At 64.2% G+C, this 18,390-nt stretch carries 20 protein-coding genes; 15 read left to right on the top strand and 5 right to left on the bottom strand.

Annotation, left to right across the window (positions count from 1 at the left end):
* Positions 1-97: 97 nt before the first annotated feature.
* The 3 genes from AC0L2F_RS09615 to AC0L2F_RS09605 are packed head-to-tail and all read left to right on the top strand — an operon-like array spanning position 98 to position 3,643.
* Positions 98-1,138: a branched-chain amino acid ABC transporter permease gene (locus AC0L2F_RS09615; protein ID WP_007605304.1), complete on the top strand. Its 1,041-nt coding sequence runs from the start codon at positions 98-100 to the stop codon at positions 1,136-1,138.
* A gap of 7 nt (positions 1,139-1,145) precedes the next feature.
* Complete coding sequence (locus AC0L2F_RS09610) at positions 1,146-2,915, top strand: branched-chain amino acid ABC transporter ATP-binding protein/permease (RefSeq protein ID WP_473248226.1); 1,770 nt, start codon at positions 1,146-1,148, stop codon at positions 2,913-2,915.
* On the top strand, positions 2,912-3,643 hold the full coding sequence (locus AC0L2F_RS09605) for an ABC transporter ATP-binding protein (protein WP_007605299.1): 732 nt from the start codon (positions 2,912-2,914) through the stop codon (positions 3,641-3,643). Before AC0L2F_RS09610 ends, AC0L2F_RS09605 begins: the two co-directional genes overlap by 4 nt.
* Positions 3,644-3,828: 185 nt before the next feature.
* Here the strand turns inward: AC0L2F_RS09605 and AC0L2F_RS09600 are convergent, their stop codons facing one another.
* Complete coding sequence (locus tag AC0L2F_RS09600; protein WP_473248225.1) at positions 3,829-4,464, bottom strand: pyridoxamine 5'-phosphate oxidase family protein; 636 nt, start codon at positions 4,462-4,464, stop codon at positions 3,829-3,831.
* A gap of 120 nt (positions 4,465-4,584) precedes the next feature.
* On the opposite strand from AC0L2F_RS09600, the gene AC0L2F_RS09595 reads away from it, so the two are divergent.
* On the top strand, positions 4,585-5,469 hold the full coding sequence (locus AC0L2F_RS09595; protein WP_473248224.1) for a LysR family transcriptional regulator: 885 nt from the start codon (positions 4,585-4,587) through the stop codon (positions 5,467-5,469).
* A gap of 120 nt (positions 5,470-5,589) precedes the next feature.
* Here the strand turns inward: AC0L2F_RS09595 and AC0L2F_RS09590 are convergent, their stop codons facing one another.
* Both AC0L2F_RS09590 and pobA read right to left on the bottom strand, forming a co-directional pair.
* Positions 5,590-6,009 carry a PaaI family thioesterase gene (locus tag AC0L2F_RS09590; protein ID WP_018458472.1) on the bottom strand — a complete coding sequence of 140 codons (420 nt, stop codon included), beginning with the start codon at positions 6,007-6,009 and terminating at the stop codon, positions 5,590-5,592.
* A 215-nt stretch (positions 6,010-6,224) separates the two neighbouring features.
* Positions 6,225-7,394: a 4-hydroxybenzoate 3-monooxygenase gene (pobA, locus tag AC0L2F_RS09585; RefSeq protein ID WP_473248223.1), complete on the bottom strand. Its 1,170-nt coding sequence runs from the start codon at positions 7,392-7,394 to the stop codon at positions 6,225-6,227.
* A gap of 214 nt (positions 7,395-7,608) precedes the next feature.
* Here pobA and AC0L2F_RS09580 point away from each other — a divergent pair, with 214 nt between their 5' ends.
* The 11 genes from AC0L2F_RS09580 to AC0L2F_RS09530 all read left to right on the top strand — a co-directional run bounded on the left by AC0L2F_RS09580 (position 7,609) and on the right by AC0L2F_RS09530 (position 17,060).
* On the top strand, positions 7,609-8,625 hold the full coding sequence (locus AC0L2F_RS09580) for a TRAP transporter substrate-binding protein (RefSeq protein WP_473248222.1): 1,017 nt from the start codon (positions 7,609-7,611) through the stop codon (positions 8,623-8,625).
* Positions 8,626-8,758: 133 nt separating this feature from the next.
* Positions 8,759-9,268 carry a TRAP transporter small permease gene (locus AC0L2F_RS09575; protein WP_007599673.1) on the top strand — a complete coding sequence of 170 codons (510 nt, stop codon included), beginning with the start codon at positions 8,759-8,761 and terminating at the stop codon, positions 9,266-9,268.
* A gap of 2 nt (positions 9,269-9,270) precedes the next feature.
* Positions 9,271-10,590, top strand: a complete 1,320-nt coding sequence (locus tag AC0L2F_RS09570) for a TRAP transporter large permease (RefSeq protein ID WP_007599671.1) — start codon at positions 9,271-9,273, stop codon at positions 10,588-10,590.
* Positions 10,591-10,602: 12 nt separating this feature from the next.
* Positions 10,603-11,064: a DUF3237 domain-containing protein gene (locus tag AC0L2F_RS09565; protein ID WP_473248221.1), complete on the top strand. Its 462-nt coding sequence runs from the start codon at positions 10,603-10,605 to the stop codon at positions 11,062-11,064.
* Positions 11,065-11,131: 67 nt separating this feature from the next.
* On the top strand, positions 11,132-11,428 hold the full coding sequence (locus AC0L2F_RS09560) for a type II toxin-antitoxin system RelE/ParE family toxin (RefSeq protein WP_473248220.1): 297 nt from the start codon (positions 11,132-11,134) through the stop codon (positions 11,426-11,428).
* A 3-nt stretch (positions 11,429-11,431) separates the two neighbouring features.
* Positions 11,432-11,731 carry an addiction module antidote protein gene (locus AC0L2F_RS09555; RefSeq protein ID WP_007605286.1) on the top strand — a complete coding sequence of 100 codons (300 nt, stop codon included), beginning with the start codon at positions 11,432-11,434 and terminating at the stop codon, positions 11,729-11,731.
* A gap of 181 nt (positions 11,732-11,912) precedes the next feature.
* On the top strand, positions 11,913-12,722 hold the full coding sequence (locus tag AC0L2F_RS09550; RefSeq protein WP_007605285.1) for a crotonase/enoyl-CoA hydratase family protein: 810 nt from the start codon (positions 11,913-11,915) through the stop codon (positions 12,720-12,722).
* On the top strand, positions 12,719-14,605 hold the full coding sequence (locus AC0L2F_RS09545) for a feruloyl-CoA synthase (RefSeq protein ID WP_473248219.1): 1,887 nt from the start codon (positions 12,719-12,721) through the stop codon (positions 14,603-14,605). The genes AC0L2F_RS09550 and AC0L2F_RS09545 overlap by 4 nt, the downstream gene beginning before the upstream one ends.
* Positions 14,606-14,626: 21 nt before the next feature.
* Positions 14,627-15,388 carry an SDR family NAD(P)-dependent oxidoreductase gene (locus tag AC0L2F_RS09540; protein ID WP_473248218.1) on the top strand — a complete coding sequence of 254 codons (762 nt, stop codon included), beginning with the start codon at positions 14,627-14,629 and terminating at the stop codon, positions 15,386-15,388.
* 10 nt (positions 15,389-15,398) lie between these two features.
* On the top strand, positions 15,399-15,830 hold the full coding sequence (locus AC0L2F_RS09535; RefSeq protein ID WP_473248217.1) for an acyl-CoA thioesterase: 432 nt from the start codon (positions 15,399-15,401) through the stop codon (positions 15,828-15,830).
* A 78-nt stretch (positions 15,831-15,908) separates the two neighbouring features.
* Positions 15,909-17,060, top strand: coding sequence for an ABC transporter substrate-binding protein (locus tag AC0L2F_RS09530; protein WP_007605276.1), 1,152 nt, complete (start codon positions 15,909-15,911; stop codon positions 17,058-17,060).
* A gap of 270 nt (positions 17,061-17,330) precedes the next feature.
* Here the strand turns inward: AC0L2F_RS09530 and AC0L2F_RS09525 are convergent, their stop codons facing one another.
* The gene (locus AC0L2F_RS09525; RefSeq protein WP_473248216.1) at positions 17,331-18,059 is read right to left on the bottom strand and encodes a glutathione S-transferase family protein; all 729 of its coding nucleotides are present in this window, start codon (positions 18,057-18,059) and stop codon (positions 17,331-17,333) included.
* A gap of 38 nt (positions 18,060-18,097) precedes the next feature.
* Positions 18,098-18,388: a hypothetical protein gene (locus AC0L2F_RS09520; protein ID WP_063994638.1), complete on the bottom strand. Its 291-nt coding sequence runs from the start codon at positions 18,386-18,388 to the stop codon at positions 18,098-18,100.
* Positions 18,389-18,390: the final 2 nt, after the last annotated feature.

Genomic DNA, 18,390 nt, shown 5'->3' with positions numbered 1-18,390 from the left:
CATATCAAATATCGTCAGCGTATTTCAATGGCTGTGAACGGACCGTCCACGACTATCAGGGGACCGGTCCTGAATCTTTGAGGGGGAGCGTCCGGTCTTGAATACCACCATCATGCTGTTCCTGCTGCAGGACGGCATCACCAATGGCGCGATTTATGCGCTGCTCGGCCTGGCGCTGGTGCTGGTGTTCGCCGTCACCCGCGTCATCCTCATTCCCCAAGGCGAATTCGTCACCTATGGCGCGCTGACCTACGCCTCGCTGGCCGCGGGCCAGATGCCGGGCACGGCGAAACTCGCGCTCGCCCTGGGCATCGGCGCCTTCGCGTTCGACCTGTTCGCGGCGCGCAAGGCGCTGCACGGGCGCCTGATCCTACGCAGCATCCTGACCAACATCGTGCTACCGGCCGTCGTGCTGGCGCTGACCGTCTACTACGCCGCCGAGAAGCCGCCGGTTGCGGTCTGCATCGCGCTGTCGCTGGTGATCGTGGCGATGATCGGCCTGTTTCTCTACCGCATCGCATTCCAGCCGCTGGCGCACACCTCGGTGCTGGTGCTGCTGATCGCCTCGGTGGGCGTCCACCTCGCGCTTCAGGGATTGGGCCTATTGTTCTTCGGCGCCGAAGGTCAGCGCGGACCTGCCGTACTGTCGGGGTCTTTCACCACCGGCGCGCTGCGCTTCACAGGCCAGAGCATCACCGTCTACGGCATTACCATCGCCTTTATCGTCGGGCTGTGGCTGTTCTTCGGGCTGACCCTTTACGGCAAGGCGCTGCGCGCGACCGCCGTGAACCGGCTCGGTGCCCGGCTTGTCGGCATCCGCACCACGCTGTCCGGGCAGATCGCCTTCCTGCTGGCGTCCGTCATCGGTGCACTGTCGGGCATCATGATCGTGCCGATCACGACGCTGTATTACGACTCGGGCTTCCTGATCGGCCTGAAGGGCTTTGTCGCCGCCATCATCGGCGGGCTTGTCAGCTATCCCCTCACCGCCGTCGCGGCGCTGGTCGTCGGCATCGTCGAGGCGTTCTCGTCCTTCTATGCCTCCAACTACAAGGAGGTGATCGTTTTCATGCTCTTGATTCCCGTGCTGCTGCTGCGCTCGCTCGCGGCGCCTGCGGTCGAGGAAGAGAAGGACTGACGCCAAGATGCAGAGCCGGCTCCCCATCCTCATCTTCGCGCTGATCATGGCGGCGATCCCGTTTGTTCCGGGCATGCCCCCGTTCTGGATCGTGCTGCTCGACAATATCGGCCTCGCGGCCCTCGTCGCGATGGGTCTCGTGTTGCTCACCGGCGTCGGCGGCCTGACCTCGTTTGGACAAGCGGCCTTCGTCGGCTTCGGCGCCTACACCACCGCGGTGCTGTCGACGACCTACGGCATGTCGCCCTGGCTGACGCTGCCGCTGTCGCTGGTGGTCAGCGGATTGCTGGCGGTGCTGCTCGGCCTCGTCACGGTCCGTCTCTCCGGCCATTATCTGCCGCTCGGCACGCTGGCCTGGGGACTCGGCTTGTTCTATCTCTTCAGCAAGCTGGAATTTTTGGGAAGAAACGACGGCATCTCGGCGATCCCGCCGCTGTCGATCGGCTCGTTCAAAATGCTCTCGCCCGGCTCGATCTACTACGCGATCTGGGTCGCCGTGATCCTCTCGGCGCTGCTCACGATGAACCTGCTGGACTCCCGCACCGGCCGCGCCATCCGCGCGCTCCGGCGCGGCCATGTCGCGGCCGAGGCGTTCGGCGTGCACACGCCGCGGGCAAAAATGCTGGTGTTCATCCATGCCGCCGTGCTCGCCGGCCTCTCCGGCTGGCTCTACGCCCATCTTCAGCGCGCGGTGAACCCGACGCCGTTCGGCGCGCAGGCCGGCATCGAATATCTCTTCATCGCCGTGGTCGGCGGCGCCGGCTATGTCTGGGGCGGCGTCCTGGGCGCAGCGCTCGTCGTGGTCCTGAAGGAAGTGCTGCAGAGTTACCTGCCGCTGATCCTGCCCGGCTCCGGCCAGGTCGAAACCATCGTGTTCGGCATCATGCTGGTGGCGCTGCTCCAGCTCGCGCCCGGCGGCGTCTGGCCTTGGCTGATGTCGTTCCTGCCCCAACGCACCAATGGCAAGAAGCCGGACACTACGTTGAAACTGGAGCAGCGCACCCGCTCCCCCGGCCAATCCAGCGTGCTGCTTCAGGTCGAGAAGGCCCGGAAGCAATTTGGCGGCGTGGTCGCGGTGAACAACGTCTCCTTCGACGTTCAGGCTCGCGAGATCGTCGCGCTGATCGGCCCCAACGGCGCCGGCAAGAGCACCACCTTCAATCTGATCACCGGCGTGCTGTCGGCCAGCTCGGGCTCGATCTCGGTGCTCGGCAACAAGGTCGACAGGGCGCCACCGCAGGAGATCGTCAAGCTCGGCATCTCCCGCACCTTCCAGCACGTCAAGCTGGTGCCCGACATGACCGTGCTGGAAAACGTCGCGATCGGCGCCCATCTGCGCGGCCATTCGGGGCCGATCTCGTCGATGCTGCGGCTCGACCGCACTGATGAGGCAAAGCTGCTCGCCGAAGCCGCCCGCCAGATCGAGCGCGTCGGACTTGGCGAGCAGATGCATCAGCTCGCAGGCTCGCTGTCGCTGGGACAGCAACGCATCGTCGAGATCGCCCGTGCGTTGTGCGTCGATCCGATGCTGCTGCTGCTCGACGAGCCGGCGGCCGGCCTGCGCCACATGGAGAAGCAGCAGCTCGCGACGCTGCTGCGGGAGCTGCGCGACGGCGGCATGAGCGTGCTGCTTGTCGAGCACGACATGGGCTTCGTCATGAACCTCGCCGACCGCATCGTGGTGCTCGATTTCGGCACCAAGATCGCGGAAGGAACGCCGGCCACGATCAAGACCAATCCCGAAGTGATCAAGGCCTATCTCGGAGTGGCGGCATGAGCGCGCTGTTGTCCGTCGCCGACGCCCATGTCGCCTATGGCAAGGTCGAGGCTGTGCGCTCGGTCTCGCTCGAAGTCGGCCAAAACCAGATCGTCACAATCGTCGGCGCCAACGGCGCCGGCAAGACCACGCTGCTTTCCGCCATCATCGGCATCTTGCCGCTGAAGGGGCGCGTTTCATTCGCAGGTCAGGACCTGTCGCGGCTCGACATCGAGGACCGCGTTGCCATGGGGCTTGGCCTCGTTCCCGAGCACCGCGAATTGTTCGTGACCATGAATGTCGAGGACAATCTCGAGTTAGGGGCCTTCCGCATCGAGAGAAGCAAGGCGAAAACCTCGATGGAGCGGGTCTACACGCTGTTTCCGCGTCTCAAGGAGCGGCGCAAGCAGCTCGCCGGCACGCTCTCCGGCGGCGAGCAGCAGATGCTCGCAATGGGCCGCGCACTGATGGGCGATCCCAAGCTCCTGATGCTGGACGAGCCGAGCCTCGGCCTCGCCCCGATCATCGTCGCCGACATTTTCCGCATCGTCACCGAACTGCGCGCCGCCGGCGTCTCCGTGCTGCTGGTCGAGCAGAACGCCCAGGCCGCGCTCAAGATCGCGGATCAGGCCTACGTCATGGAGCTCGGGGAGTTCGTGCTCAGCGGCAAGGCCAGCGACATCGCGGCGAACGAGCGCGTCGCCGCCAGCTATCTCGGCTTCCAGCACGAAGCCGCGAACGGGTTGTAACGTCGCCGCGAACTCGCCTTCCTTCTCCCCTTGCGGGAGAAGGTGGCGCGAAGCACCGGAGGGGTTCTCTCCGCGAATGACGACGTGGGACCATCGGCTGCGGAGAGAGACCCCTCACCCGTCTCGTCGCTCCGCGACGAGCCACCCTCTCCCGCAAGGGGAGAGGGTGCACCGCGCAAGCCGCTCTAGCTTTCACTGGATGGTGACTTCGTCTCCCCCTTCAGCGCCGCGACCTCCGCTTCCAGCTCCGCGATTTTCGCATCCCTTGCCGCCAGCGCCGCCGCAACATCCGACGCGTCGAACTTCTGCGGGATGTGCTGCGGGCAGTTCGTGTCCCACGCTTCGATCTTGAACAGGATCACTTGCTCGGGCCGGGCGCGATAGCCTTTCGGCATCAGCGATGTCGTCAGCGCCTCGTCGTCCTCGACCACCCGCGCCTCGCCCCAGATCTTCACCCGGCGGCGATGGGCGTAGTCCATCACGAAGATGTAAGCCCTGGGATTTTCGGACAGGTTTCCCTGCGTGATGTATTGCCGATTGCCGGCGTAGTCCGTGAAAGCCAGCGTCTGCTTGTCCAGCACCTTCAAGAAGCCCTTCGGGCCGCCGCGATGCTGGATGTAGGGCTGGCCGTCGGCCGAGGCGGTGGCGAGATAAAAGCTGTTGGCGTCGGCCAGGAACGCCGCGAGGTTCTCATCGACCTCGGTGCGCCAGCCGCGCTGCTCGGCATGAGCATAGCCTTCGCGTGATCCCTTTCGGGTCTGGATCGACTTAACCGCCGGCGTGAATGCCACGTCGCTAGCGTAGGTGTGAGTTGCCGTCATCGGAGCATCTCCTGAAATCCCGGCGCATCCCTGCGTCTTCGCCATCTAAAATGGACTTTTCACCGGCTAAAACAATCAGGCCGCTTGACACTTCATCATTGCGGTATATGCAACAATGCCATGGACCGCCTTGAAGCCATGCATGTTTTCGTCACCGTCGCCGACCTGCGCGGCTTCGCACCGGCGGCACGAAAGCTGCGGCTGTCCCCCTCCGCGGTGACGCGGCTGATCGCGGCGCTGGAGGAGCATCTCGGCGCGCGGCTGTTGCAGCGGACCACCCGGCAGGTGGGGCTGACCGACGTGGGCACGCGCTATCTTGAGCGTGCGCGTCGCATCCTCGCCGATGTCGAGGAGGCCGACGGCTCTGCACGGGAGGAGCGCAACCGGCCGAGCGGGCGGCTGGTGGTGTCGGCGCCGGTCGGCTTCGGCCGGCTTCATGTCGGGCCTGTCATGATCGCCTACCTCAAGCGCTATCCCGAGGTCGCCTGCGAATTGCGGCTGTCGGACAACATGGTCAATCTCGTGGAAGATGCCGTCGACGTCGCGGTGCGGATCGGCCATCTCTCCGACTCCTCCCTCGTCGCGCGCCAGGTCGGCGAGATGCGGCGGATCGTGGTGGCGACGCCAGGCTATCTCAAGCGGCATGGCGAGCCGAAAGCGCCGGAGGCATTGCTTACGCACGAGACCATCGCGTTCGGTGCATCTGCGAACTGGCGGTTCGTGCAGGACGGCCGCGATATCGAGGTGGCGCCGAATCCGCGGTTCGCCAGCAACAGCGCCGACGCCGCCCTGCAATATGCCGAGGCCGGCGGCGGCCTGACCCGGGTGCTGGCCTATCAGGCCGCCGAAGGCTTGCGGCGCGGGAGGCTCAAGATCGTGCTGGCGAACTACGAGCAGCCGGCGCTGCCGATCCACATCGTTTACCCGACCTCGCGCCTGCTCTCCGCCAAGGTGCGCGCCTTCGTCGATCTCGTGGTGGAGACCGCGGAGTGGAGGTTTGGGTAGATCTCGTATCCCGGACGCGCGCAGCGCGAGCCGGGACCCAGTTCTTTGCGCGTGGATGAATGGGCCCCGGCTCTGCAGCGCAACGCAAGAGCGCTGCGCTGCGTCCGGGGCACGGAGACGTCACCCCTTCTTCGGCACGACGCGAAAGGTGCCGCTGGCACGCGCGATCACGGCGCCGTCGGCCTTCGCGAGGCACTGCGCGAAGCAGATGGTGCTACCGGTCTTGATCGCCTCACCCTCGACCGCGAGCCATTGGCCGATCTCGCCGGCGCCGACATAGTCGACCGACAGCGAGATCGTGACCAACGAGGTGGTCCAGCCCGTCGCCTGCGCGCAGCTGTAACCCATGGCGGCATCGGCCAGCGCGGCGATCAGGCCACCATGGATCAGCCCGCGCGCGTTGGTGTGCGGCTTTGCCAGCCGCAATCCCACGGTGACGCCGTTGTCGGTCTTCCTGGAGTAAAGCGGCTCCCAGGGGTCGGTGAGGGGCGCTTTGCGGAAATGCGGCTCGAAGCCGGCGGGAATGTCGGTGCTGGTCATGTCTTGTCTCGCAATGGTGGCTGCCGCCATTGAACGCGGCGGACGTGACAGTTGCATCACCTACAAAGTTTTAGACGGCATTTGCGCGGGTGTTTCAAACGGACTCCGCCGTCATTGCGAGGAGCCCTTGCGACGAAGCAATCCAGAGTCTTTCCGCGGAGACACCCTGGATTGCTTCGCTTCGCTCGCAATGACGACTTGGAGGCAGTATGGCTCTAAAACGGCAGCCCCACGTAATTCTCCGATAGCGACGTCATCGCGGCCTGCGAGTGCGTGACGTAATCGAGCTCCGCGAGCTGGATGCGCGCGCCGATCGTGCCGGTGTCGGGGAATTTGTGCAGCATCGAGGTCATCCACCAGGAGAAGCGCACGGCCTTCCAGACCCGCGCCAGTGCCTTCGCCGAATAGCCATCAATGCCGGCGCTGGATTTTTCATCGTAGAACTCGCGGAACGCACTCGACAGATAATGCGCGTCGCTCGCGGCCAGGTTCAGCCCCTTGGCGCCGGTCGGCGGCACGATATGGGCGGCGTCGCCGCACAGGAACAACTTGCCGAAACGCATCGGCTCGGCGACGAAGCTGCGCAGCGGCGCAATGCTCTTCTCGATCGAGGGGCCCGTGACGAGGCTGTCCGCGGCGTCCTGGTCGAGCCGGCGCTTGAGCTCGTCCCAGAAACGGTCGTCCGGCCATTGGTCGACATGGTCGTCGAGCGCGCACTGTACATAGTAGCGGCTGCGTCTGGTCGAGCGCATGGTGCACAGCGCAAAGCCGCGGGCGTGGTTCGAATAGATCAGCTCGTGGCTGACCGGCGGCGTCTCCGAGAGGATGCCGAGCCAGCCGAACGGGTAGATGCGCTCGAACTCCTCGATCGCCGAAGCCGGAACGCTGGCGCGGCTGACGCCGTGAAAGCCGTCGCAGCCGGCGATGAAATCGCAATCGATGGTGTGGGTAACGCCATCCTTCACGTAGGTTACGCGCGGGTGACTGCCGTCGAAATCATGCGGCTGCACGTCCCTGGCCTCGTAGATCGAGGTGAGGCCGGCGGCCGTGCGCGCATTCATCAGATCCAGCGTGACCTCGGTCTGGCCGTAGATCATGACCGTCTTGCCGGTCGCAGCCTTCATGTCGATGCGGTGCCGGCGCCCCGAGAAGGCGAGCTCGATCCCTTCATGCACCAGCCCTTCGGCATGCGCCCGTGCGCCGGCGCCGATCTGGTCGAGCAGCGCAACGGTTCCCTCCTCCAGCAGCCCGGCACGGATGCGGCCGAGCACATAATCCGGGCTCTGCCGCTCCAGAATGACATTGTCGATGCCGTATCGGTGCAGCAGTTGCCCAAGCAACAATCCAGCCGGCCCTGCCCCGATGATTGCGACTTTTGTCCGCAATACTTGCTCCTCCCGATCCTGTAGGCTTTCGTCGCGGCTCGCTTGTCGCAGCCGTCCGCGCACGATAATTATATCATATAACGGTTGGGCAAAAGGGAGTGCGCGGCGGCACGCCGCGCCAGTTCCGGCTTGAACGCGCCGGCCAATTAGATAACATGTTAATTAACGAGACCGGGCCATCGAAGCCCGCCGTCAAAAGAGGGAGAGACGCGTGATGAGGAAAGCCTGTCTGGCGTTGCTGCTGGCAGCAAGCGTGACCCCTGCGTTCGCGCAGGACAAGACCTTCGATTTGAAGATCTCGCACTGGGTGCCGGCCTCGCATCCGCTGCAGAAATCGCTCGAGGATTGGGCAGCCGCGGTCGAGAAGGATTCCGGCGGCACCATCAAGGGCAAGGTGTTCCCGGCCCAGCAGATGGGCAAGGCCTTCGACCATTACGATATGGCGCGCGACGGCATCGCCGACGTCACCTACGTCAATCCCGGCTACCAGCCCGGCCGTTTCCCGATCATCGGCGCCGGCGAGCTGCCGTTCCTGATCTCGGACGCCAAGGGCGGCTCGATGGGGCTGGACGCTTGGTATCGCAAATACGCCGAGAAGGAGATGAAGGACGTCAAATACTGCCTCGCCTTCGTCCATTCGCCCTCCTCCTTCCACTCCCGCACCAAGAAGATCGTGATGCCGGAGGACGTGAAGGGCCTGAAGATCCGCCCCGCCCACGCCACCATGGCGAATTTCGTCACCTCGCTCGGCGGCACCAATGTGCAGTCCTCCGCGCCCGAAGTGCGCGACATCATCGAGCGCGGCGTCGCCGACGGCGTCACCTTTCCCTGGGGCTCGCTGGTGCTGTTCGGCATCGACAAGGTGACCAAATACGACATGGAGGCGCCGCTCTACACCACGACCTTCGTGTTCGTCATGAACAAGGACAAGTACAATGCGATGTCCGACAAGCAGAAGGCGGCGATCGACAAGAATTGCACGGTCGAGATGGCAGGCGTGGTCGGCGAGCACTGGGGCAAGTTCGAGGATGCCGGCATCGACAAGGTCAAGGCGGAGACCAGCCACGAGGTCTACAAGCTGACGCCCGAGCAGACCGCCGCCTGGAAGAAGGCCGCCGAGCCGCTGGTGAAGACCTGGTCCGACGGCGCGAAGAAGGCCGGCGCGGATCCGGACGCGGCGCTTAGCGAGCTGAAGGCCTCGCTGAAGAAATACAACGCGCTGGCGGAGTAGCTCTTTGTCGAAACACATGCGGCGGCGGGATGCATCTCGCCGCCGTTGTTCTGCAAGCGGGCCGGGACGTGAGGAGCGCACCGCGCGTCCTCTCCCTTTCCCGCCTGAAGATGATATCTCTTAGGAAGCTCCCATGAAGCGCAGCTGGATGGATCGCGTTATCGATTCGATCGAATGGATCGCCGCGGCTTTCGTCGGCATCGTCGCGCTCGACATCTTTCTCTCGGTGCTGCTGCGCAACACGCTGAACTATGCGATCCCCGATAGTTTCGACATCGGCCGCATGCTGCTCGGCATCCTCATCTTCTGGGGCATCGCCGCAACCTCCTATCGCGGCACCCACATCACGGTCGATCTGGTCTGGGGCAATGTCGGGCCGCGCTACCAGCGCTGGATCGACGTTTTCGCGACACTGGTGCTGCTGTTCGTCGTGACGGTGCAGACCTGGACGCTGTTCGACAAGGTGCGCGGCACCTACAACGACAACGTCCAGACCTTCGACATGCACATGCCGACCTGGCCGTTCTTCGCGATCGCCTGGATCGGCGACGTCTCGGCCGTGCTGCTGATCGCGATCCGCACCTACCGGTTGATCTTCCATCCCGAAGAGATGCACGACCCCAAGCTGAAGGCGACGGAGTAATCATGAGCACCGATGCCGTCGCCGTTATCGGCTTTGTTTCCCTGTTCGCCCTGATGCTGCTGCGCGTGCCCGTCGGCATGGCCATGGGCCTCGTCGGCGTCTCCGGCTTCTCCTATCTGGTCGGCGCCACACCGGCGCTGAAGCTGGTCGGCCAGACATCGATGCGCACGGTGACCGACTACACCTTCGGCGTCATTCCGATGTTCTTGCTGATGGGCTCCTTCGTCAGCAATTCCGGCATGAGCCGTGAGCTGTTCCGCGCCGCCAACGGCTTTGTCGGCCATTTGCGCGGCGGACTCGGCATCGCCACCGTCGGCGCCTGCGGCGGCTTTGCCGCGATCTGCGGCTCCTCGGTCGCGACCGCCGCGACCTTCTCAGCGGTCGCGTACCCCGAGATGCGCCGTTTCGGCTATCCGCAGTCGTTTGCCACCGGCGTGATCGCGGCCGGCGGCACGCTGGGCGCGATGCTGCCGCCGTCCACCGTGCTCGCCGTCTACGGCATCATCACCGAGCAGGACATCGGCAAGCTGTTCATCGCCGGCATCATCCCGGGCATCCTGGCGATGACCATGTACATGATCACGATCTTCCTGATCGGCTATTTCCGGCCGGACTTTTTGCCCAAGGGCAAGGTGCTGCCGTGGCGCGAGCGCTTCGCCGGCCTGAAGGACATCTGGGCGCCGGTGCTGCTGTTCGTGTTCGTGATCGGCGGCCTTTACGGCCTGCCCTATCTGCCGCGCTTCACGCCGACGGAAGCGGGCGGCGTCGGCGCTGCCGGCGCCTTCATCATCGGCGTGGCGACCGGCCGCCTCGACCGCGAGAAGATTCTGGCCTCGCTGCTCCAGGCGACGCGCACGGCGGCCGCCGTGTTCACCGTGCTGATCGGCGCACTGATCTTCGGCTATTTCCTCACGGTGACGCAGACCCCGCAGAAGGTGACGGAATTCCTCACCGGCCTCGGTCTCGGCCCCTACGGCGTGCTGGCGCTGATCATGGTGATGTATCTCGTGCTCGGCTGCCTGATGGACGCCATGGCGATGATCATTCTCACCGTGCCGATCATCTTCCCCGTGATCATGCATCTCGGTTTCGACCCGATCTGGTTCGGCGTCATCATCGTCATGACGGTCGAGCTCGGCCTGATCCATCCGCCGGTGGGCATGAACGTCTTCGTCATCAAGAGCGTGGTGAAGGACGTCTCCTTCTCCACCATCTTCAAGGGCGTGATTCCGTTCGTGGCGACAGACCTCGTGCGCCTGGTGATCCTGATCGCCTTCCCGCTGCTGGCGACGTGGCTGCCGACGCGGATGATGGCGCATTGATGAGGTGAAGCGATGACCATACCCGTACTGGAAACCAAATACGTCTTCACCGTTACCGCACGCATCGGCGACGTCGTCACCGCCGGCGAGACCGGCATCGGCATTCGCCGCATCATCCCGATCATCGGCGGCGAGGTGACGGGCGCGATCACCGGCCGCGTGCTGCCGTTCGGTGCCGACTTCCAGACCATCCGCCCGAATGAGCTGATCGATCTCGAAGCGAAGTACGCGTTCGAAACCGACGACGGCGCCGTCGTCTATGTCGAGAACAAGGGCATGCGCTTCGGCCCGGTCGAGCTGTTGCAAAAGCTCAAGCGCGGCGAGCCGGTGGATCCCAAACTGATCTATTTCCGCACCGTGCCGAAATTCGAAACGGGGCACGAGAACTACCGCTGGCTGATGCAGCACATTTTTGTCGGTTCAGCAGCGCGGCATGCGGATCGCGTCGTGATCGACGTGCATCAGGTGATGTGAACGCGCGCCGCACCCAAGGACCGGCTAGTCCATTGACAGTACGGCATCTGTAGCGTATACGCTACAAATGCCAACGATCAAGAGAACCGACGAATTCTCTGACTGGCTTAGAAACCTGCGAGACCGGAGAGCGAAAGCAAAAATCCTCGCCCGGATCGATCGGCTGGCGCTCGGCAATCCCGGAAACGTTGCTCCGATCGGAGGCGGCATCAGCGAAATGAGAGTCCATGAGGGCGCCGGCTACCGGATCTACTACGTTGCCCGAGGCGAGGAGATCATTGTTCTCCTTTGCGGGGGCGATAAAGGCTCTCAGCCGGCGGACATAGCGTTGGCAAAGAAGATCGCGAGCGAATTGGAGGTCTGAGCAATGGCAAAAGTGAAATCATTTGATGCTGCGGAGTACCTCGACAGCCCCGAGATGATTGCGGCCTATCTCACCGAAGCCTTTGAATCCGACGATCCGTCCGCAATAACGATGGCAATCGGCGCCGTAGCCCGCTCTCAGGGCATGGGCGCCATTGCCGAAAAGGCCGGTCTATCCCGCGAGAACTTGTATCGCTCGCTTGGCGGCGAGGCCAAACCCGAATTCGGCACTGTGATAAAAGTTCTCCACGCCATGGGTATCAATCTTGTGGCGCAACCCCAAAGCGGAACCAAGGCGGCGTAGCGGCCGGATAGCATCGGCGTCTGCGATATTCATCCCAATCTTTGCGCATCGGCATTCGGGTCCGGGCGCTGCAGCCGGACTGTCGTCCCTTTTCCGGACTATGGATCGGCTTCCCCGCTGTCAGCCGTATTGACTCCCCCTGAATTCGTTATACAACATAACTATTCTGACAAGGACGCAAATGACACAGGGAAACGCCGAGACCGCTGACGCGGGCGCCTCCGGGCTATTAAAGATCGAGCGGGCGGATCGGGTTTTGACCGTCGGCCTCAATCGGCCGGCGAAGCGCAATGCACTCAACGACGGCATCATCCTGGAGATCGGCGAGTGTTTTGCGTCCCTGCCCGAGGATATCGGCGCGGTCGTCATCCACGGCATCGGCGACCATTTCTCCAGCGGTCTCGACCTCTCCGAACTGACCGACCATGACGCCACCGGCGGCCTTCTCCATTCCCAGATGTGGCACCGGGTGTTCGACCGCATCCAGTACAGCCGGGTGCCCGTGATCGCGGCGCTCAGAGGCGCCGTGATCGGCGGCGGGCTGGAGCTTGCCTGTGCGGCGCATATCCGCGTCGCCGAACCCTCGACCTATTTCGCGCTGCCGGAGGGGCAGCGCGGCATCTTCGTCGGTGGCGGCGGTTCGGTGCGCCTGCCGCGCCTGATCGGCGTCGCCAGGATGATGGACATGATGCTGACCGGCCGCGTCTATTCCGCGACCGAAGGCACCTCCTACGGCTTTGCGCAATATGTCACGGAAGCCGGCAACGGCCTCGGCAAGGCGATGGAGCTTGCGACCAAGGTCGCCTCCAACGCGCCGCTAACCAATTTCGCCGTGCTCCAGGCGCTCCCGATGATCGCGGAGGCCAATCCGCAGACCGGCCTGTTGATGGAGTCGCTGATGGCGACGGTGGCGCAGAGCGACAAGGAAGCCAAGCGCAGGATTCGCGAGTTCCTCGAACACAAGACCGCAAAGGTGAAGCCGAAATCATGAGCGCGCAGCCGTCGTCCTCTTCCAGCATGGAGCGCGGCGCGAGCACTTCCCCGCTGCGGCCCATTTCATTCGGCGATCCCGTCGTGAATATCGAGCGGCGCGACGACGGCACGATTTACCTGCGGCCCAAACAGCCGCTCGGCGACTATCCGGCCCGCATCACCGACCGCCTGCATCACTGGGCGAGCGCGACGCCGGATCGCGTCTTCATGGCCGAGCGCGAAGGCGGCCGCTTCTGGCGCAAGATCAGCTACGCCGAGCTGCTCGCCGCGAGCCGGCACATCGCCTCAGGGCTCATTGCGCGCGGGTTGTCGGCGGAACGGCCGGTCGTCATCCTCTCCGGCAATTCGATCGACCACGCATTGCTGGCGTTCGGCGCGTTCTATGCCGGCGTTCCGTTCTGCCCGGTGTCGCCGGCCTATTCGCTGGTGTCGAAGGATTACGGCAAGCTCTCCTATTTGATGAAGCTGCTGACGCCCGGCCTCGTCTTCGCCGAGGACGCCGACAAGTTCGCCGACGCGCTCGCGGCCAACGTCTCGCTCGGCACCGAGATCGCGGCGTCCTACGGCCGCGTGCCGGGCCGCGACGTCACTTTGCTCGCCGACCTCATGGCGACGCCGATCCGCGCCGATCTGGAGGAGATCCACGGCAAGATCGGCCCCGACACCATCGCGAAATTCCTGTTGACCTCGGGCTCGACCGGCAACCCCAAGGCGGTCATCAACACCCAGCGCATGATCTGCGCCAATCAGGTGATGCTGCGCGAGACGCTCGCCTTCCTCAAGGACGAGCCGCCCGTCATCATCGACTGGCTGCCCTGGAATCACACTTTTGGCGGCAACCACAATATCGGGCTGACGCTCTACAATGGCGGCTCGATGTATCTCGATGCCGGCAAGCCGGTGCCTGGAGGCATCGAGGAAACCGTACGCAATCTCCAGGAGATTTCGCCGACGGTTTATTTCAACGTCCCCAAGGGCTACGAGTCGCTGCTGCCTTATCTGCGCGACGACCAGGGCCTGCGCGCAAAATTCTTCGACCGGCTGCACGCGATGTTCTTCTCGGGCGCGGCGCTGTCGCCGTTCGTCTGGAACAGCCTCGACGAGCTCGCGGTAAAGGAAAAAGGCTACCGCGTGCCGATGCTGACCGGTTTAGGTGCGACCGAGACCGCGCCGTTCTTCATGTCGGTCAACCCGCGCACCAGCCGCTCCGGCCATGTCGGGCTTCCCGTATCCGGCAACGACGCCAAGCTGGTGCCGAACAACGGCAAGATGGAAGTTCGTTGCAAAGGGCCGAACGTGATGCCCGGCTACTGGCGCCAGCCCGACATCACCGCAAATTCGTTCGACGAAGAGGGCTTCTACAAGCTGGGCGATGCCCTCAAGCCCGTCGATCCCGACGATCTCAATGCCGGCTTCGATTTCGACGGCCGCATCGGTGAGGATTTCAAGCTCGGCAGCGGCACCTGGGTCAGCGTCGGCCCGTTGCGCGCGCGCTTCGTTGCGGCCTGCGCACCGCTGGTGCGCGACGTCGTCATCGCCGGCATCAACCGTGACGAGGTCTCCGCGCTCGTCGTGCTCGATCTCGACGGCTGCCGGCTGATCAACCCGACGCTGCCGACCGACGATCTCGTCGTCGCGACCCGCGACCGGCTGGTGCGCGAGGCATTTCGCGAACGGCTGACCCGCTTTCTCGGCGCGGCTACCGGCTCCTCGACGCGGATCACGCGCGCGATCCTCATGGACACGCCACTCTCGATCGACAAGGGCGAAGTCACCGACAAGGGCTCGATCAACCAGCGCGCGGTGCTCGAGCATCGCAGCCTGCTGATCGAGGAGCTCTACGCTGCCAATCCATCGGACCGTGTGATATCGGTCGGGTAAGAAAACTACAGGGAGAACGCCATGTTGTTGAAGGATCAGGCTGTCATCGTCACGGGCGGCGCGTCGGGACTGGGCGCGGCGACCGCGCGAAAGCTGGCGGCGCAGGGCGCCAAGGTCGCGGTGTGCGACCTCAATGCCAAGCTCGCGGAAACCGTGGCCGCCGAGATCAAGGGCGTCGCGGTGACCTGCGATGTTTCCGATGCGGCTTCCGCTGAGGCGGCGATCGCCCAGGCGACCAAGGCCCATGGACCCGCGCGCGTGCTGGTCAATTGCGCCGGCATCGGCGTTGCCAAGCGCGTCGTCGGCCGCGACGGCCCGATGGCGCTCGCCGATTTCGACAAGGTGATCAAGGTCAATTTGATCGGCACCTTCAACATGCTTCGCCTTGCCGCGAACGAGATGTCCAAACTCGAGCCGCAGGCAACCGGCGAGCGCGGCGTCATCATCAACACGGCGTCCGTTGCCGCTTATGACGGTCAGATCGGGCAATCGGCCTATTCGGCCTCGAAGGGCGGCATCGTCGGCATGACGCTGCCGATCGCGCGCGAGCTGGCGCAGTTCGGCGTCCGCGTGCTGACGATCGCGCCCGGCCTGTTCCTCACGCCGCTGCTCGCCAACCTGCCGCAGGAAGCCCAGGACTCACTCGCCGCCGCAATCCCGTTCCCGCGCCGGCTCGGCCACGCCGACGAGTTCGCCGCGCTCGCCCTGCACATGGTCGAGAATTCCTACCTGAACGGCGAAGTGGTGCGCCTCGACGGCTCGCTGCGCATGGCACCGAAATAGGGCGCGACATATGTTCGTGAACCGGCGCGACGTCCAGATCCAGTGGGGTGACTGCGACCCCGCCAACATCGTCTATTACCCGCGTTATTTCGCGATATTCGACGATTCGACGTCGACCCTGTTCGAGGTCGCCGGGTTCTCCAAGCAGGACCTGGTCAAGAAATACGGCCTGGTGGGCATTCCCATGGTCGACACGCGCGCCAAGTTCTACATCCCCTCGACTTACGGCGACTGGATCACCATCGAAACGAAGGTCGAGAGCATCAAGCGCTCGAGCTTCGAGGTGAAGCACAGCGTCTACAAGGGCGAGGCGCTGGCGATCGAGGGTTTCGAGACCCGTGTCCTGGTCGGCCGCGACCCCGTTAACCCCGACAAACTGAAATCGGCACCGTTTCCTGCGGAAATGGTAACCAAATTCACGGGGAGCGAGGCCCGGAGCTAAATCGCCACATCGCCAAAAGAGGGGGCTGAATTACCCCCCGATTTCTGCTTTCAAAGAAACACATAAAGGGAGGAATAGATGAAACGCTTTTACCTGACCGCTGCCGTCACCGCGGCCGCGCTTGCGCTGCCGGCCGTGCCCGCGCTGGCCCAGACCGCCGAGGTCACCATCGGCATCACCACCACCACGACCGGCCCGGGCGCAGCGTTGGGCATTCCCGAGCGCAATGCGCTGGAGTTCGTGCCGAAGGAGATCGGCGGCGTTCCGCTGAAGGTGATCGTGCTCGACGACGGCGGCGATCCCACCACCGCGACCACCAACGCCCGCCGCTTCGTGACCGAATCCAAGGCCGACATCATCATGGGCTCGGCGCTGACGCCGCCGACCATCGCGGTGTCCAACGTCGCCAACGAAGCCGGCATTCCGCATTTCGGCCTGGCGCCGTTCCCGATCACACCGGAGCGCATGAAGTGGTCGGTGGCGATGCCGCAGCCGATCCCGATCGTGGGCAAGGTGCTGTACAACCACATGAAGGCCAAGGGCGTGAAGACCGTCGGCTATATCGGCTATTCCGACTCCTATGGCGACCTCTGGTTCAACGATTTGAAGGCGCAGGCCGTGCCGATGGGCATAACCATCGCCGACGAGGAGCGCTTCGCTCGCCCCGATACCTCGGTGACCGGACAGGTGCTGAAGCTCGTGGCGGCGAATCCCGACGCCATTCTGGTCGGCGCTTCCGGCACCGCCGCCGCGCTGCCGCAGACCGAGCTGCGCGAGCGTGGCTATCAGGGCCTGATCTACCAGACCCACGGCGCCGCCAGCATGGACTTCATCCGCATCGCCGGCAAAGCGGCGGAAGGCGTGCTGATGGCCTCTGGTCCCGTCATGGATCCCGAGGACCAGCCGGACGAAGCCGCCACCAAGAAGCCGGGCCTCGCGCTCAACTCGGCCTATGAAGCCAAGTACGGCCCGAACAGCCGCAGCCAGTTCGCCGGTCACTCTTACGACGCGTTCGAGATTCTCAAGCGCATCATCCCGGCGGCACTCAAGACGGCGAAGCCCGGCACGCCGGAATTCCGCGAAGCGATCCGCCAGGCGCTGCTGTCGGAGAAGGAGCTTGCGGCGAGCCAGGGTGTCTACAATTTCACCGAGAAGGATCGCTACGGCCTCGACGAGCGCTCGCGCATCCTGCTCACGGTGAAGAACGGCAAGTACATGCTGGTGAAATAGACGCAGCGGCAGGATTGAGACGACGAGAGCCGGCCCGATGGGCCGGCTCTTTTGTTTTGGCTGTATGAGCGAGCCGCACCTCCGGTGTCGCTGCGCCCCCTCTCCCGCTTGCGGGAGAGGGTTGGGGTGAGGGTGCCTCCGCATTGGGATTGTCTGAGGTCTACGGGCAAAGCCCCCCAGAGGAGATAGCCCTCACCCGCCACGCTCTGCGAGCGTGTCGACCTCTCCCGCAAGCGGGAGAGGTGCACCGAGCCTGCGGGCGCGCTGTCGTCAGGCCGCCTGCCGCAGCGGGGTCCAGGCGAACTCCGGATAGTAAATGTCCATCATCCGGTCGACATAAGCGGTGAGGTTCGGAAATCCTTCGGCGCGACGGCGCAGCGTGGATTCGAAAAACGGCGTCAGGATCCCGGCGAGTGCACCGAAGGCGGTGGCATCGACGCCGCAGGGCTTTTTGCCCATCAGATAGGACTTGTCGCCGAGCTGAACCGAGAGCGCAAACAGCGAGCGCACGGCGAGATCGACGTCGTCATCGGGCGCGTGGCGGCCTAATCCGGAGAGCAGGTAGTTCTCGGCGACACGGAATTGCGCGTCCTCGCGCAACTTCTCGCGATTGTGCTCCGGCGCGCCGTCGAAGAAATGCGCGGGCCCCTTGGCGAAGTTGACCGGATCGACCCAGCGCGCCCCGACCAGCGCAAAATAAACGTGATGCTCGATCATGCGCTCGAATGCCCAAGCCTGCGCGCGCTCGACGAGCGACAGACCGGCGTCGAAATCGAAGCCGTAGCGGCGCTCGATATGGGCGCGGATGAAGGTGGAATCGGCCACCGCCTCGCCGCCATCGTCGATGAAAGGCAGCTGCCCCTTGGGAGAGGCGGGCGGCATCGCCCGCTCCTTCCGGTAGGGCAGTCCCGCCATCTTGAGCTGCACCTCCGTCTTGGTGACGAAGGGGCTGATTTCCGGCAGGCCGAAGCCGGCGCCAAAGCCGTAAAGCGTGATCATGAAGGCTCTCCTGAAACGACCGAAAGAGTTGAGGGAACTTAGCCGCGGGCTGCTGCCACCATGGTGGCAGCAGCCGTGATATCTTCTGCGAAACGGGCCCCCCGCCAGGCGCGGGCCATGACATGACGGACCAGCGCGTCCGCGGCCTGGACCAGGAAGCGAGTCACCACGGTCTCGAGCGCAAGGCGGAGGTCGACGACCATGAGATCAAGGGATACGAGGCGGCCGAACGCCCATGCGTACCAAGCTCGGACTTGCAAAGCAGGGACTCGTAAAGGCTGGGTCCGCCACAGCGCAGCGGCCGGGCCGAAATGAGTTGGAATGATCATGG

This window comes from Bradyrhizobium sp. Ken64, assembly GCF_055807555.1.
Note: the sequence above shows the minus strand (reverse complement) of the source record. Positions and strands in the feature narration are given on the sequence as shown.